Below are 13,984 nucleotides of genomic sequence, written 5' to 3' on the forward strand. Positions count from 1 at the left end.
CAATAAAGATTGAGCGAATTAAGTTATATTAAAGTAAAACTCAGTGAACTGCTGGGGACTAAGTAAATTAAAATAAATAGTAGGTTTGTTTAGCACAATCTACCTTCCCAAAAGGATAAAAATCAAGAGATTATGAAATTAGGGAAATTCTTTACATTTATTATTATAGCTGTTATAGCTAACCTTAATCCCGTACAGGGACAGGACGTACACTTTTCACAGTTCTATGTGTCCAATTTGACCTTAAACCCTGCAACAACAGGGGTAATGAGTTGTCAGATGAGAGTGTCAGCTATTTATAGAAATCAGTGGGCAAGTGCTGCTGGGCAATATGCTTTTAATACATTTGGACTAGGAGCCGAAGGGAAATTTAATGCTGGCAAACACGATTATGTAGGTGCTGGTTTATCTGTTTGGGTCGATAGAGCAGGAGCTTCTGCATTTACTTCTATACAGGCTAGTTTATCTGGTTCTTATATGAAAAAAATAGGTGGAAGACGTTCTAATGAGCATTATCTAGTTGCTGGTGGGCAGTTTGGTTTTGTACAACGCAGCATCCGTATTGATCAATTGCGTTGGGGATCTAATTGGGATGGAACAAATTTTAATGGTTCTTTGCCAGATAATGAATCTGTTTACAATAGCAGTTTAGCAGTAGCCGATCTAAGTGCTGGGTTGTTGTGGTTTAGTGCTTTAGATAAAGACAATAAAAGCAATGTTTATGCAGGGATTGGTTTCCAACATTTAACAAAGGCGAACTTATCATTTATGAATCCTGGTTCAGAGCCTTTGTTTACTCGATTTACAATTCATGGTGGTGCTGAGGCTCGTTTGGCCAGACGCTTGGCAATTGTACCTAATTTTGCAGTGATGGTTCAAGGACCTTCTACGCAATTAAATGTAGGTACTGGGCTAAAATTTGATTTTAGCAAAAGAGCTCAGTCTAACCAAGCTTTTACTATTGGAGCTTATGTTCGTGGAGCAAATCATGCGCAAGTAAATACGGGTACGAATACAAATACCAATGCAACTTTTGGCGTTGATGCAATTATTGCTTTGTTGCGTTTGCGTTTTGGTAGCTCTAGTATTGGTCTTAGCTATGATATAAATGTATCTCAATTGGCTGCTGCAACAAATGGAAATGGAGCATTTGAGTTGTCTTATGTATGGACACTTTGCCAAAAAAGAGGTCGCCGTTTAGGCTGTCCAACGTTCTAATTATTAGTTCGTGCAAAAAATGAGAGGCTGTCGGAAATTTATTCCGACAGCCTCTTCTTTTTTTATGATAGGAACAAGCTCCAAGGAGCTGCTACAATTCTTCAACAATATGAGCATACATTTGCCATACCTGATCTTTTTCTGGGAGAGGAGCTTCAATAGTGACAGGCTCATTCTTTACAGGGTGGATAAAAGATAGTCGGTTAGCATGCAAATGAATGGTTCCTGGATCAGTATTGAATTTGGAAGCGCCATATTTTTTATCGCCACGAATATTGCAACCAATTCTAGCCAATTGAACTCGTATTTGGTGAGAACGACCTGTAATAGGCAGGATACGTAACAAATGATGATCGGCTAGTCCTCCTAAATATTGATAGGACAATTCTGAACGTTTAGCACTTTTGTATTTCTGTTTGTTAAATGCATTGGTAACGTTACGATTTTTGTCCTTCGATAGATAGTGAACCAAGGTGTCCTCTAATTCTACTGGACGATGCTCAACTACGGCAACATATTCTTTTTGAACTTGTCGATCTTGAAATAATTTATTCATTCTTGCCAAACCCTTGCTGGTTCTAGCATAAACAACGACTCCACTTACAGGTCTATCTAAACGGTGAATAACTCCTAAAAATACATCTCCTGGTTTGTTGTAACGTCGTTTAATATAATCCTTAACAAATTCGGTTAGTGGCAAATCACCTGTTTCATCACCTTGTACCAACCAACCCGCAGGTTTATTAATAGCAATTAAATGGTTATCTTCATATATAACCTGAATGCTATGCTTTTTAAAAATATTCATAAGTTAATTATCGTCATTGTTTAATATAACTGTAGGATCTTTTACAGTTATTAGTATGTATTTCGTAATTTTAGAGTAGTATAAGCTTAAGTACTGTCCAATTTTTATAAAAGATATCTCAAGCTGCACAAATTTAGCAATAAAATTAAACAATTGTGTAGAAGCTGGAGGCCATTTATAGATGTTAGTACTTCCCCTTAAATAATCTAGGTGTTTTATGGAAAAAAAATGCCCTTTATTTAATGCTAACAACTTAAGGTAAATACTATAATTAAATTTTAAAACCCAAAACCAATGAATGATGATGGACAGTAGACGATCTTTCTTCAAAAAAATGATAGCAGGCAGTACTTTTTGTTCTTTACAGGGGCTTAGTCAGCAAGTCTTTGCCGAAGAAATTACCGAAAGTATTGATCAACTGCATACTATGGATCTAGGTGAAGCCACCAAAAATGAAGAACTTTGGAAACGAGTACAGGCTGCTTATACCGTTTCTAAAGGTTATATTAATCTCAATAATGGTGGTGTTTCTCCCCAGCCTGAGATTGTTCAGCAGGCTGAAAAAAAATATTTAGGACTTATTAATGAAATGCCTTCTCGCTACATTGGGCGTGTTTTCCCAAGAAATAGATCAATTCTGAGAGCAAAGTTGGCAAAGTTGGGAGGCTGTCAACCTGAAGAGGTTGCGATGATGTATAATACAACAGAGGCAATTAATACAGTTATTTTGGGGATAGATTGGAAAGCAGGAGATGAAATTGTGTTGTCTAAGCATGATTATTCTACTGTTAAAGTGGGCTGGGAACAACTGGCAAGACGTTATCAGTTGAAGCTAGTTTGGGTGACCTTGCCAGCTCCTATAGAGAACCAAGAGGAAATTATACATAGATATATCTCCAAATTTACTTCAAAAACTCGATTGGTACATTTAACACATATTATCAATTGGACAGGACAGATTATACCAACAGCTGCTATTGCCAAAATTTGTACAAAGGCTAGAAATCAAGGCATTTTTAGTTTGGTTGATGGAGCACACTCATTGGCACATATTAATTTTCGTATTGAAGACTTAAATTGTGATGCCTATGCAACCTCTTTGCATAAGTGGCTTTGCGCTCCTATTGGTACAGGGATGCTATATCTTCGTCGAGATCAGATTTCAAAAATTTGGTCTATGTTTCCATCTGATGTAAAACAAACATCAAGTATAGAAAAATTTGAACACAAAGGAACCATTTCTATTGCTAAGGAAGAGGCTATTCATACTGCCATCGAATTTCATCAGCATATAGGAATAGAACTGAAAGAGGCTCGGTTGAGGTTTCTCAAAAATTATTGGGCAGAGCAATTGAGGGAAGATGAACGAATTCAATTCTATACCTCATTTGATCCACAATACGCAGGAGCAATTGCTTTGTTTGATATAAAAGAGGGGGATAGCTTTAAGTTTTCTCATCGATTGGAGCATAACTATAGAATACATCACACCCGCAGCGAAGTAGAAGGGGCAAAGGGCGTCCGCATTTCGCCTAATATTTATACCTCTTTGGATGATTTGGATCATTTGGTGGAATCTATTCGCACCTTGTTAAAATAGAAGCGATGACCGTAAGTTTTAGGCAGTATGCTCTACAAATGTAAGGTACTGCCTAAACTAAACTTAGCTGCTAAGTAAGCAAGTCATTCTAAAATCTTATTTTTATTGCTAACTTAGAGATTCAAATTAATTTTTATACATATAGAATGGATAGCAAGTACTACAAGGAGGTAAAAGCATATTATGATATAGATTCTGAAAACTTTGAATCGAGGTATTGGGAAAATATTACCCTGCAACGAATTAGAAACTCTTTTCGAGAAGAATCGAATAACTATAAATTTCAGTCGGTACTTGAAATTGGTTATGGTCCAGGTTTAGATGTCATTTATTTTGCCGAAAAAAATCCAGATGCAGAAGTATTTGGTATTGATATTTCGGAGGGAATGCACGATTGGGCAAAAAAACAAGTCGCCCTAAAGAATATTCAAAATGTTCAGCTTGCAGTAGGATCTGTTGAGGACATAGCCCAAGCTTTTGACGATAAAAAGTTCGATCATATTTACGTTTACTTTGGAGCATTAAATACCGTAGAGCAAATAGCAGAAGTACAGGGCTTGCTTAAAAAGTCGTTGAAGCCAGATGGAAAAATGGTGCTTACCTTTGTCAATAAATGGTATTTAATGGCTATTCTAAAGCCTTTACTAAAACTAAGATTTAAAACCAGCGTACAACGTTTGAGGAAAACATGGGGGGGGTATTCTCCTAGTAAATTTTTAGCGAGTAAGTGCTATTCGTATTCAGAAATAAAACGATATTTTAACGAATTTGAAATCGTCAAAAAAAGAGGGTATAGTATTTTCTTTCCTGCTTGGTACGAGAATCGAATTAATGTAAAGTATCCAAAGCTTTGTAATTTTTTGTGGAAAGTAGATCAATTACTCCAAAAAACACCATTTTGGAACCTAGGTGAATATTCTTTATATGTTTTTAAGAATAAGCCCTAATTCTTGTTCTAAGACTACTTCTAGTTGCTGTTGTTTTAGAATGGGGTCAAAGTCGGTGTAATTACTACTCAGGTTGATATTGCATTCAAAAGCTTCTACAATAGCTCGTTCAAATGATTTTTCTAAAGGAATTTGGTCAATCGGCAGATTTACTTTTTGAGCAATTAGTTGTACAAAGTCGCTTTGGGTAAGTGGGGTAGCGTAGGATAGATTAATGGTGTCTTTATAAGGGTGATGAATGAGGTTAAGCAGACAGGCAACCAAATCGTTGACAGTGATAAAAGACATGATGTTTTGCCCATTACCGTATTGTGGTACTTGTCGATGTTTGGCAATGTGTTGTTTAAAGAAGGCACTAAACCAAGAGCCATTACCTAAGACCCAAGGCACTCTTACAAGTGTTATTTTTAAATTGTTGACTTCTTTTTGAGCTTCTAAAAAAGGCATTTCAGCAGCAATATATTCCTTGGCAAAACTAATAGGATTTAACCCTGTGCTTTCTGTGATGGGGGCGAGATGATTGCCATACATTAAGCTACCTGACAAATAAATCACTTGAACGGCTCCTTTTTTCGATTTTAAGAACTTTAATAATCTATTGTTGGCTTTTTTTCCATTGCGAGCGGCTAGTTTTCGACCCCATTTTCCTGCTGAAGAGTTGAGTCTAGCAAAATGGAAAACGTAATCGGGAAAATGGTGGAGTTTGTTCCAATTGAATGTCTTTAGATCACCATAATATACAGTAGTGTGGGCTGGGTAGTTTGCTACCTTTGTTTGATCACGAATTAATAAGTGGATATGAAACTGCTTAGGGTCAAAGTAACTTAATTGTTGACAAAAGTGGCTGCCAATGAACCCCGTTCCTCCAAGAACTAAAATATGTTTTTTGTTCTTCTTGTTGGCATATTGTTCCAATATAGTTTTTTGGTTGTTGGAGGGGTGATTCTTAGAAACATAGAGGTTGGTTTTAAAGGCCAATTGATAGTTTTCGGTACTAATTCCTCTTTTTGCCCATTTTTTTTGCCATTTTTTGTCGGTAAAATGCATGAAAAAGTGATTCAATCGCTGGGATTGCAATATTTTTTCGAATAGCCATTTTATCCCTGTAGAATTGGCAAGGGGAACCTCTTGAGGATTAATGACAGCATTGGGCAAGTAACTTTTTGTCCATGTATTAGCAGCTAATAATTGGTTGTAATAATGAAAACCAACTAGGGGAATTAGGGTATTGAGTTCTATTGCTGTAAAATAATTCTGCTCCTCAATTTCTAAATGCTGGTCGGCGATAAAATAATTCATACAAAAACTATGTTGCATATTCACCAAGAAGGTAAATTTTTTGAAGATATGCAATAGACTTCTACAGGTCCATAGGTTTTGTGCACTTGTAATGATAAAAAAATCGATGTCTGAATGCTCATCGGCATAACCTTTAGAAAGAGAGCCAGAGATAGAAACCATTCGTACAAAGGGGAAATAGCTAATTATTTTAGCAATCTTTTGGGCTTTTTTTAACTCTTTATTGGCTCTTTGATACCCTTGTTTTTTTCGATCGACCAATTCTTTGGAGTCATGGAGGGCATAGCAGTCTTGAATTAAAAAAACCGCTTTTTTTTCCAAGAGTTCTTTTAATGAATTTTCGATTTGATCCATCGTGCATTCAACAGAAATAAAGGCGTGAATTTCGTGAATTGTTAGTGGGAAACTAAACAAATCGAAATAATGGAGTACCTTCTGTATCGCTTGTTCTACGTCTGCTTTTATTTTCAATTATTTTTGTTTTAAGAGGTACATCAATGTTTTAAGAATGATTTTAATATCAATCCAAAGGCTGTGATTTTTAACATATAATAAGTCTAATTTGTAGCGTAGACGAATATCAAATATAGTGTTGACTAAGCCTTTGTACCCATGCGCCTGAGCTAACCCTGTGATGCCTGGTTTTACACTTAATCTAGAGGAAAAATGAGGAATAACTTTGCTGAATTTTTCCTCTTCGTAAACCATTAATGGTCTTGGCCCAACGATACTCATATCGCCTAATAGTACATTAAAAAATTGAGGCAACTCATCCAAGCCATATTTTCTCAGGTATTTTCCCAAAGGAGTAATGCGTTTATCATTAACTTGAGCAGCTAAATGATCTGAGTTTTTATTGTTTATCATGGTTTTTAGCTTAAAACAGATAAATTTTTTGCCATTTAAGCCAACTCTTTGTTGTCTAAAAATAGGAAAAGAACGACTCTGCACAACGATTAGCAAGCATAGAATAGGCAGCAACCAAGATAGAACAAGAACAAAAACAGTGAGCGAAAATAAGAGGTCAAAAATACGTTTTAACTTAAGACCTAGTTTTTCCTTTTCCTCAATTACAAAAAGGGCGTTAAAACCTACAAATGCAACAATTCCAATCTGGCGACTCAGCAAACTTTCTGTTAGAAAAGAAGCCATAAATATCAGATTGATCAACAACAATTTTTTATCCTTGTTTTTAAGACCGAGTTGAATCAAATAAATTAATACTAGAATTAGTATAACAAAACCAAGCAGCCCAACTTCCACAAGGGTTTGCACATATTGGTTGTGAAAGTTATAATTTAGAAAACCTGTATCCTCTGTTCCTTTTTCGCCGATATACATATTGTTGCTCCGAATTTTTTCATTCAGTTGGTCTTGTGCATCTCCAGGCCCAATGCCCAATAAAAATGTATTTGTATTTTGCAGGCTAAGTTCCATGCCCATTCTCCACAGCTCTTTGCGTAGGCTAAATCCATCAAAATGCGTAGCTGGGCTGATGTCAGGCTGCCTGAACGTCCACAAGCGCTCTATATTTACATTGGCATATCGTTTCGTAATATTTTCAGTATTAATCAAAAATTGGACACCAATAGCAAGTATGCTTATGGTGATTAGGAGTAGCCTGTTTTTGGGAGACAGCAAAAAATAATAGAAATACAGCAAAACCATTATAAAAACAAATAGCTTGGACGATAGCAGTATAATTAGAATGGTATTAAATGCCGTTAAGGGCAAGATCCAGCGATTAGGCTGCTTGCCATAAGCTTCAAATAAACTAATCAAGGAGATGGTAAACAATAAAGAATAGTAAATGGCATTGCCATCTAAAATGGCTACCAAATTGTGATAATAAAATGAATTAAAATCACCAGTTTGTAGAAACGCTAATCCTGCAAAAAGCAATAAAAAAGCACCTATGATGTTCATGCCATAGCTAAACAATAAAAAGACTCGGTCTCTATATTGAGCAATGTTTTTGATTGCCAAATTCATCCACAAGACAGGGAGAAAAAGAAAGGGTAACTTACGTTCTAACTCATAACTTAGTGTTGGAAGGTTAAAATCTATCCCATAGTGCAATAAATGAGATAAAAAAAACGATAGGCACAAAACAGAAAACTCATGATAATATTGAAATTTTCGTTTTGCCACAATTTGATACAGGCTATACAACCCAAGACTGTATAGCGTGATGACATTAAGTGGGGAAGATAAAGAGAGGGTAATAAATACTAATGCAGAACCTATTGTTACAGCCCATTCTCTATTTATTTTTTTTAGCAACTTTTTTAATCAAATTTTTTAATTGTTGGTGTATAAGTTCGTAACTATATACAGATTCTATTTTATGCAGATTGTTGGTTATTTTGGTTTGTTCTGTTTGGCGATTCAGCCCCAAAAGGGCTTGAATATCCATTTCTGATGTAAAATAATAAGCATTTTGTGCTAATACCGCTCGATTAAAAGGATTGTCATGGGCTATAATTAAACAACTACAAGCCATTGCTTCTAACAGAGAGGGGTTGGTACCTCCAACAGAATGCCCATGAAAATACAAATTAGAATAATAACGCAAGTTATTCAATTGGTTAATATCATAGATAGCACCCAAGAAAATTACTTTTTGATTATATTTCTTGACCAAAGATAAGCCATATTTGTTGTTAAAATTCCCAATAATACAAAGCGGAGTACTATTTTTATCAAGATGCCCCTTAATGATTGTTTCAACGTTATTCTCAGGAACAAGCCTTGCAATGACTAAATTATAACTAAAAGGTTTTAAGGAATAATTTGCCAAAACAGCTTTATTGTGATCCTCAAAAACAGTAGCTCCATAAGGAATGTAAACCGACTCGGCTTGGTACTTTTGTTTTAGGTAAGTTTGGATACCAATAGAGTCAGCGATTAAGCAATCACTTTGTTTCACAGCCCATTTTTCAGCTGTTTTTAAGAACGCCTGCACCCATTTATTGTACTTGGTGCGTTTCCACTCAAGACCATCCATATTGGTAATGATCCGAGCTTTTTTGGGGAACAACCAGCCCCAAATAGAACTGCTTGTATAACCCAGTTGAAAAATTACATCATAGTGCTTTTTTCGGCTGTTTAAGATGGATAAGAAGTCATAAACAAATTGACCAAATGTCCCTATATGACGTTCTGGATCAAAGATGGGTTGGATCGTAACCCCTCGCCATGAATTGGCTTGATAGGGATGATCGGAAGAATTGTAAACCGTTACTTCAAAGCCTTCTTGCACCAAATATTCGGCAAAGTACATGGCAAATTGCTCAAAACCACCGTATTTATTTGGAATTCCTCTCGTTCCTATAATTCCAATTTTCATCCCTTTGTGTTTAATATGTTTGAATAAGCGGTATAAGTTAGCTTTGCCGCATTTTGCCAATTATACTCTTTTATAATTAAATTTCTTAAAAGGGGGCTATAGGCAGCTTCTACAGCTTGATCGATTGCCGCTCTAATTGATTCGGGGGAATCGGGTTGGCAATAATAAGCATAGTCTTTAAAATAATCTTTGGTATCACCTTTTGGGCTAATAACGACTTTGCACCCCAAATAAGCTGCTTCTAAAGAAACTAAGCCTGTTGTTTCAAACCAACTAGGAAGAATATGTACCTCTGCTGTTAAATAATGAGCAACCAATTCTTCTTGAGGAATTCTAGCAATGAATTCTACATTTTCACCTGCTGTTTTTTTGCATTCTTGATAGTAATTGTTGTGATTAGGCGCAGAGTCTCCAATGATTTTAAGCTGGTAATCTGATCCTTGAATTGCTTTAATTAAATTCAATTGGTTTTTCATTGGCTCAATTCTCGCTACACAAATTAATTGTTTTTTTTGTCGAATGGGCTTAGCTGTTGTCTTAAATTTATTGAGATCGACCCCATTGGGAATAACCGTAAAGGGACGTTCTACTTGGTAACTAGCCTGTAATCTAGCATTTTCACTTAATGAATTGGGCAAAAGACAAGCTGCATTTTTTAATATTTTTTGGATGCTTTTTTTTTGACCTAACCAAAGATAAGGGATATATGGAATTTTTTCATCTTTAAAAAGATGTTTGGCAATTGTTTTTAAATATTCAATCCCATCTGAACCAAACATTCTAGTCAAAAAACAGAAAAGTTTCTTTTGGTTCAAATGCCGATAGAAGCCATAATCTACAAAAATAGGAGATAAAATATAGGGTTTTGAACTGGCTCTAATGCTATCTAATATAACAGCAGGGCGTGTTATATTAAAATAATGAACCAAATCATACTCTTCGTACTGAGGCGTTAAAGAATCCGATAAAATGTCCACTTCTACGCCTAGTTGACGTAGATATTTAGCTGTAAATTGCATTTGAATGGTATCTCCACCTGGAATAGAAAAAATAGTGGGTCTACTTACAAATAATACCTTCATGATTTGAAATAATGTGCGCAATGAAATGAACTGAATTTTGGGTAGATCGCCATTACCCAAATGATGTATTCCATGCTGTTGAATAGATAACTTCCAGTAAATTGATAAATAAAAATGCCTAGAAAAAGAGACAATTGATAGATGTTATTGTAGACCTTGAATTTAAGGAACAAAAAGCATTGGAACAATAGTTTTAGTGCAAACCCAATTCCTCCATATACAACTAGGGTTTCTGCCATGCAATTGGGCAATCTCGCTACTTGTGGCGTTCCCGAAAATTGATAATAGTAGATTAAAATTTCACGACCTATGATCTTAAATTGTCCCAAGCCAATCCCAAAATACGGATTATTGACCTGAAGTACTTGCCATCCAATTTCAAAGGCTTCATAGGTTCGCCCTCGTCCTGAGGTGTCTGCTCCACTCAAAATATTATGAATTCTAAATAGGAGAGGATTGTCGGGAAAAAGAATAAACAACAAGAATAACCCTAGCCCAGCGATTAGGATCAGTCCACCTAATTTATTTCTAGTTGCCTTAAAACGTATAAAACGCAGGGCATGGATTAATAAAACTAAGCTAATGGAGAGTACCACAACCGCAATAACTCCCAAAGAAAAAGAAAGCGTCAAGCTTAAGGCAAGCGATAAAAACAATAGAACATTAGTCCGATCTAATTTTTTTAAAACCAACCAAAAATAATAAAAGAACAGCGGCAGAAGCATTAGTGAATAATGAGAAGCCTCTAGTTCAAATAATTTCAACCTAGGGATAACTTGATAACCTGCTGTAAAGGGCACTAAATACCAAAAAATACCAACAAATTGATTGCTAATAAGAGAGAGTAAGGCTAGTAAGGTAAATCCAAAGTTGAGTTGCGTCAATTTTTTGATGATGGCATCAACGTAGATGGATGATTTGTAATATTGGAAAAAGGTAGCAACGTATATAATTAGGCTGACCATGATCGTAGTAGAGATCATGAAATCTTTGATGACCACTCCTATACAAAGGTGAATTAGGGAATAAATTCCAAGCAAGATAAAGGGCAAACGAAGCTTGTTAAGCCCGTCTTTTTGGTGTAGGTAGTAAATAAAAAAAGGGGTCAATAAAATAGAATATTGCAGCCCAAAAGGGAGCAGTACTTTATTGAAAAAGAAAATCAAAACGATGATTCGAAACGATATTTTTAGTGCTGGATTTATTGTAGTAATAATTTAAAATTAGTAAGTGGATTGCGAATAAATACAAAATAAAGGCTAATAAGACAGAGGGCAAAGGCTAATAATTGCAAATACAATACATCAAAAAAGGCGGTTCCACTGCCCAAAAGGGAAGGGGTGAACAACAACAATAATTTTAATTGTCGTTGTTGCTTGGACGAATCAAATTGGATGACAATATTCAGATGGTACCAATACATACCTACAATAGTTGTTACTACTAAGCCAACTAACATGGCAATAGTGGTTTGGTAAAAGAAAAAACCTAGCAAAATACCCATCATATTTAATCCTGTAAATGAGAGCACCATTTTCAAACTAAATTTCTCATTCCCTGAAGCATTTAAAAAATAATTGGGGATGATCGTGAAAATAAAGAAAAATTCAAAGATAGAAAACCATCTCAAATAGTCTTTTATCTGCATATAATGTTCTGTTCCTAACCAAATTGTAAATAGAGGTTTGGAAAGTAGGCAGAATAGACAAAGTAGTACAATAGAAAGAACGGCGGTAATGTTTCTAGAGTTGATGTAAATATCAAAAATTAACTGCTTGTTGTTTTGATTTTTTGCAATTTGAGGAAAAATCCATGCTGTAATGGCTGCAAATGCCATGTGAATATGGTTGTAAATGGTAGACACAATAGCATAATAGGACAAAACACTTAGGCTAAAACCATAGGAAACCAACAAACGATCGCCTTGATAGGTCAAGATGATGGCAATGGATTGTAGCCAAATATAGAGCGAATAGTTGATCTCATGTTTAACCAATGATTTGGATAGTATAAACTGGTAGCGATAATTGGGAATGAATTGGTGTAAAATTCTATAGTTGATCAACAGGCCTAAACTAGCGGTGATGGCGGTAAAACAAAGAATGTAAATAATATTTTGAAAAAATATAGCAAGTGCAATATTACCAAGGACGGTTATTATTTTGATGGCAACACTAATGACCGTTACATACTTAAAGTTTTCATAAGCTCGATAGACATTGTATAGAATTTGTTCTGCTAATTTCGTGAATAAAATTACTGCCCCAATTAGAAGACAGAGTATCAGCCGTTTTTTGGTGGTGTTAGGATCGACAAACCAATCTAAATAATAGATAGAAAGAGACAGTAGGCTACAAAAAAATAACCCCACAAAAAAGATGACTACGGTGAGCGAAAGATTGGTATTTAGGGTATCGTAAATTTGCTGTTGTGCCTTGTTGCTAATGGAAGTGGAAACATGCTTATAGGTAGAATAGTTTAACCCCAAATTAAAGGCTTGCATGACAACAATAACGGTATTGACAAACATCCAAATCCCATACTCTTGTGCCCCTAGTTGTTCTAAAAAAATGGGAATTGATATAAATAAAATTAGGGGAGAAAGCAGGACTTCTATGATGTTCCAAATCGAATTTTGTAAGTTTTTGGAAGACTTTAATAACTTAAAATTCATGACTTGTTTGTTTGTACCAATAGAAGACAGTTGTTAAAGACAAGGATAGGAATAGATAAATAATACTATATTTTAGCGCTGCTTTGGTGAGCAGGCCAGCCCTAGCATGTTTAATGGCTTGAAACGGTTTTAGCAGACTAACGACCTCCTTTTGTATGAGTTGTTCTTCGAGCGTTGTTTTTAGATTTACCTTAGTATGATGCAAGTCTAATAAGGGAGCGATTTTTTCCATGTTTTCTTGGCTCAACGTTAACTTGACCGTATCTAAGAGTTGAACTTTTATAGAATCTAAAAACTGAATTTCATTGTTAACAAGCGCCAGTCTTTTTTTTAAATCTTGGTGCTTTTTTTGAACACTTTTGATAGAAAATGGGGAGGTAACCAAATAGTTGGTTATGGCTTTTTGAATAACAGGGAGGGATTCCTTATGCTTAATTGTTACCCAAATATAAAAAGGAACTTTTCGTTCTGTAAAATCTTCATGGAGTGGGCTGTTTACAATATTTTTCGCTTGAAAAGTTAAGATGGATTGGGCAGCAGGGAGAGGAATATCTAAGACGGTAGAGAGCGTTTGATATTCTTTATTCGAACAGAGTAATTCAATATCATACAATAAGTCTCCAAAAACTTTTTTGTGAAGAAAATTAAAGGTATAGCTTGTTTTTGCTGTATAATAAGTTTCGATTTTTGATAACTTATAATAAGACAAAACACCAACCATTACAAGAAGTAACAAGCTATATTTCCAGTAATATTGTAAGCCATTTTTGACCAATTTCAACCCGTCAAAATAAAACTTAATGGTATCTCTGATGAATAATTTAAGCGAAAAGTTATCACTAATGTTTTCCATGTCTTTTTTTGTTACAAAGCAGATCTTCTTCCATAAAATTTAAGAAGGAGAAATGGTGGTATAAAATGAAACAACTGTGTTGAATACATTAATGATTGGTTAACAAGTAAAGACAAGCTTGGAGCAATACCAAGCTATAATTATATAGGAGGAT

General features: G+C 35.2%; 11 protein-coding genes. 3 read left to right on the top strand and 8 right to left on the bottom strand.

Features of this window, described 5'->3' with window-relative positions:
• The first annotated feature begins 132 nt into the window (after positions 1-132).
• Positions 133-1,218, top strand: coding sequence for a PorP/SprF family type IX secretion system membrane protein (locus AsAng_RS01585; RefSeq protein WP_264791017.1), 1,086 nt, complete (start codon positions 133-135; stop codon positions 1,216-1,218).
• Between the two features lie 91 nt (positions 1,219-1,309).
• On the opposite strand, the gene AsAng_RS01590 is transcribed toward AsAng_RS01585, so the two are convergent.
• The gene (locus AsAng_RS01590; RefSeq protein WP_264791018.1) at positions 1,310-2,026 is read right to left on the bottom strand and encodes an RluA family pseudouridine synthase; all 717 of its coding nucleotides are present in this window, start codon (positions 2,024-2,026) and stop codon (positions 1,310-1,312) included.
• A gap of 334 nt (positions 2,027-2,360) precedes the next feature.
• Between AsAng_RS01590 and AsAng_RS01595 the strand changes: the two genes are divergently transcribed.
• Positions 2,361-3,626: an aminotransferase class V-fold PLP-dependent enzyme gene (locus AsAng_RS01595; RefSeq protein ID WP_264791019.1), complete on the top strand. Its 1,266-nt coding sequence runs from the start codon at positions 2,361-2,363 to the stop codon at positions 3,624-3,626.
• A 146-nt stretch (positions 3,627-3,772) separates the two neighbouring features.
• Entirely contained in the window at positions 3,773-4,573 is an 801-nt protein-coding gene (locus tag AsAng_RS01600) for a class I SAM-dependent methyltransferase (RefSeq protein ID WP_264791020.1), read from the top strand.
• Here AsAng_RS01600 and AsAng_RS01605 read toward each other — a convergent pair.
• The 7 genes from AsAng_RS01605 to AsAng_RS01635 are packed head-to-tail and all read right to left on the bottom strand — an operon-like array spanning position 4,547 to position 13,830.
• Complete coding sequence (locus tag AsAng_RS01605) at positions 4,547-6,343, bottom strand: NAD-dependent epimerase/dehydratase family protein (protein ID WP_264791021.1); 1,797 nt, start codon at positions 6,341-6,343, stop codon at positions 4,547-4,549. The genes AsAng_RS01600 and AsAng_RS01605 overlap by 27 nt on opposite strands.
• The gene (locus AsAng_RS01610) at positions 6,344-8,155 is read right to left on the bottom strand and encodes a sugar transferase (RefSeq protein WP_264791022.1); all 1,812 of its coding nucleotides are present in this window, start codon (positions 8,153-8,155) and stop codon (positions 6,344-6,346) included.
• A complete protein-coding gene (locus AsAng_RS01615) occupies positions 8,136-9,221 on the bottom strand; it encodes a DUF1972 domain-containing protein (RefSeq protein ID WP_264791023.1) in 1,086 nt (361 codons plus the stop codon). The genes AsAng_RS01610 and AsAng_RS01615 overlap by 20 nt, the downstream gene beginning before the upstream one ends.
• A complete protein-coding gene (locus AsAng_RS01620) occupies positions 9,218-10,303 on the bottom strand; it encodes a glycosyltransferase family 4 protein (RefSeq protein WP_264791024.1) in 1,086 nt (361 codons plus the stop codon). Before AsAng_RS01620 ends, AsAng_RS01615 begins: the two co-directional genes overlap by 4 nt.
• A complete protein-coding gene (locus tag AsAng_RS01625; RefSeq protein ID WP_264791025.1) occupies positions 10,300-11,469 on the bottom strand; it encodes an O-antigen ligase family protein in 1,170 nt (389 codons plus the stop codon). Before AsAng_RS01625 ends, AsAng_RS01620 begins: the two co-directional genes overlap by 4 nt.
• Before the next feature lie 35 nt (positions 11,470-11,504).
• Positions 11,505-12,977, bottom strand: coding sequence for an oligosaccharide flippase family protein (locus tag AsAng_RS01630; protein ID WP_264791026.1), 1,473 nt, complete (start codon positions 12,975-12,977; stop codon positions 11,505-11,507).
• A complete protein-coding gene (locus AsAng_RS01635; RefSeq protein WP_264791027.1) occupies positions 12,967-13,830 on the bottom strand; it encodes a hypothetical protein in 864 nt (287 codons plus the stop codon). Before AsAng_RS01635 ends, AsAng_RS01630 begins: the two co-directional genes overlap by 11 nt.
• Between the last annotated feature and the right edge of the window lie 154 nt (positions 13,831-13,984).

Origin of the sequence: Aureispira anguillae (assembly GCF_026000115.1) — a bacterium.
In the GTDB taxonomy this organism is placed as follows: Bacteria; Bacteroidota; Bacteroidia; order Chitinophagales; family Saprospiraceae; genus Aureispira; species Aureispira anguillae.

Excerpts from the sequence above, each read along its gene's own strand:
- AsAng_RS01585 (WP_264791017.1), top strand. The coding sequence starts at position 133 with ATGAAATTAGGGAAATTCTTTACATTTATTATTATAGCTGTTATAGCT.
- AsAng_RS01590 (WP_264791018.1), bottom strand. The coding sequence starts at position 2,026 with ATGAATATTTTTAAAAAGCATAGCATTCAGGTTATATATGAAGATAAC.
- AsAng_RS01595 (WP_264791019.1), top strand. The coding sequence starts at position 2,361 with ATGATAGCAGGCAGTACTTTTTGTTCTTTACAGGGGCTTAGTCAGCAA.
- AsAng_RS01600 (WP_264791020.1), top strand. The coding sequence starts at position 3,773 with ATGGATAGCAAGTACTACAAGGAGGTAAAAGCATATTATGATATAGAT.
- AsAng_RS01615 (WP_264791023.1), bottom strand. The coding sequence starts at position 9,221 with ATGAAAATTGGAATTATAGGAACGAGAGGAATTCCAAATAAATACGGT.
- AsAng_RS01620 (WP_264791024.1), bottom strand. The coding sequence starts at position 10,303 with ATGAAGGTATTATTTGTAAGTAGACCCACTATTTTTTCTATTCCAGGT.
- AsAng_RS01630 (WP_264791026.1), bottom strand. The coding sequence starts at position 12,977 with ATGAATTTTAAGTTATTAAAGTCTTCCAAAAACTTACAAAATTCGATT.
- AsAng_RS01635 (WP_264791027.1), bottom strand. The coding sequence starts at position 13,830 with ATGGAAAACATTAGTGATAACTTTTCGCTTAAATTATTCATCAGAGAT.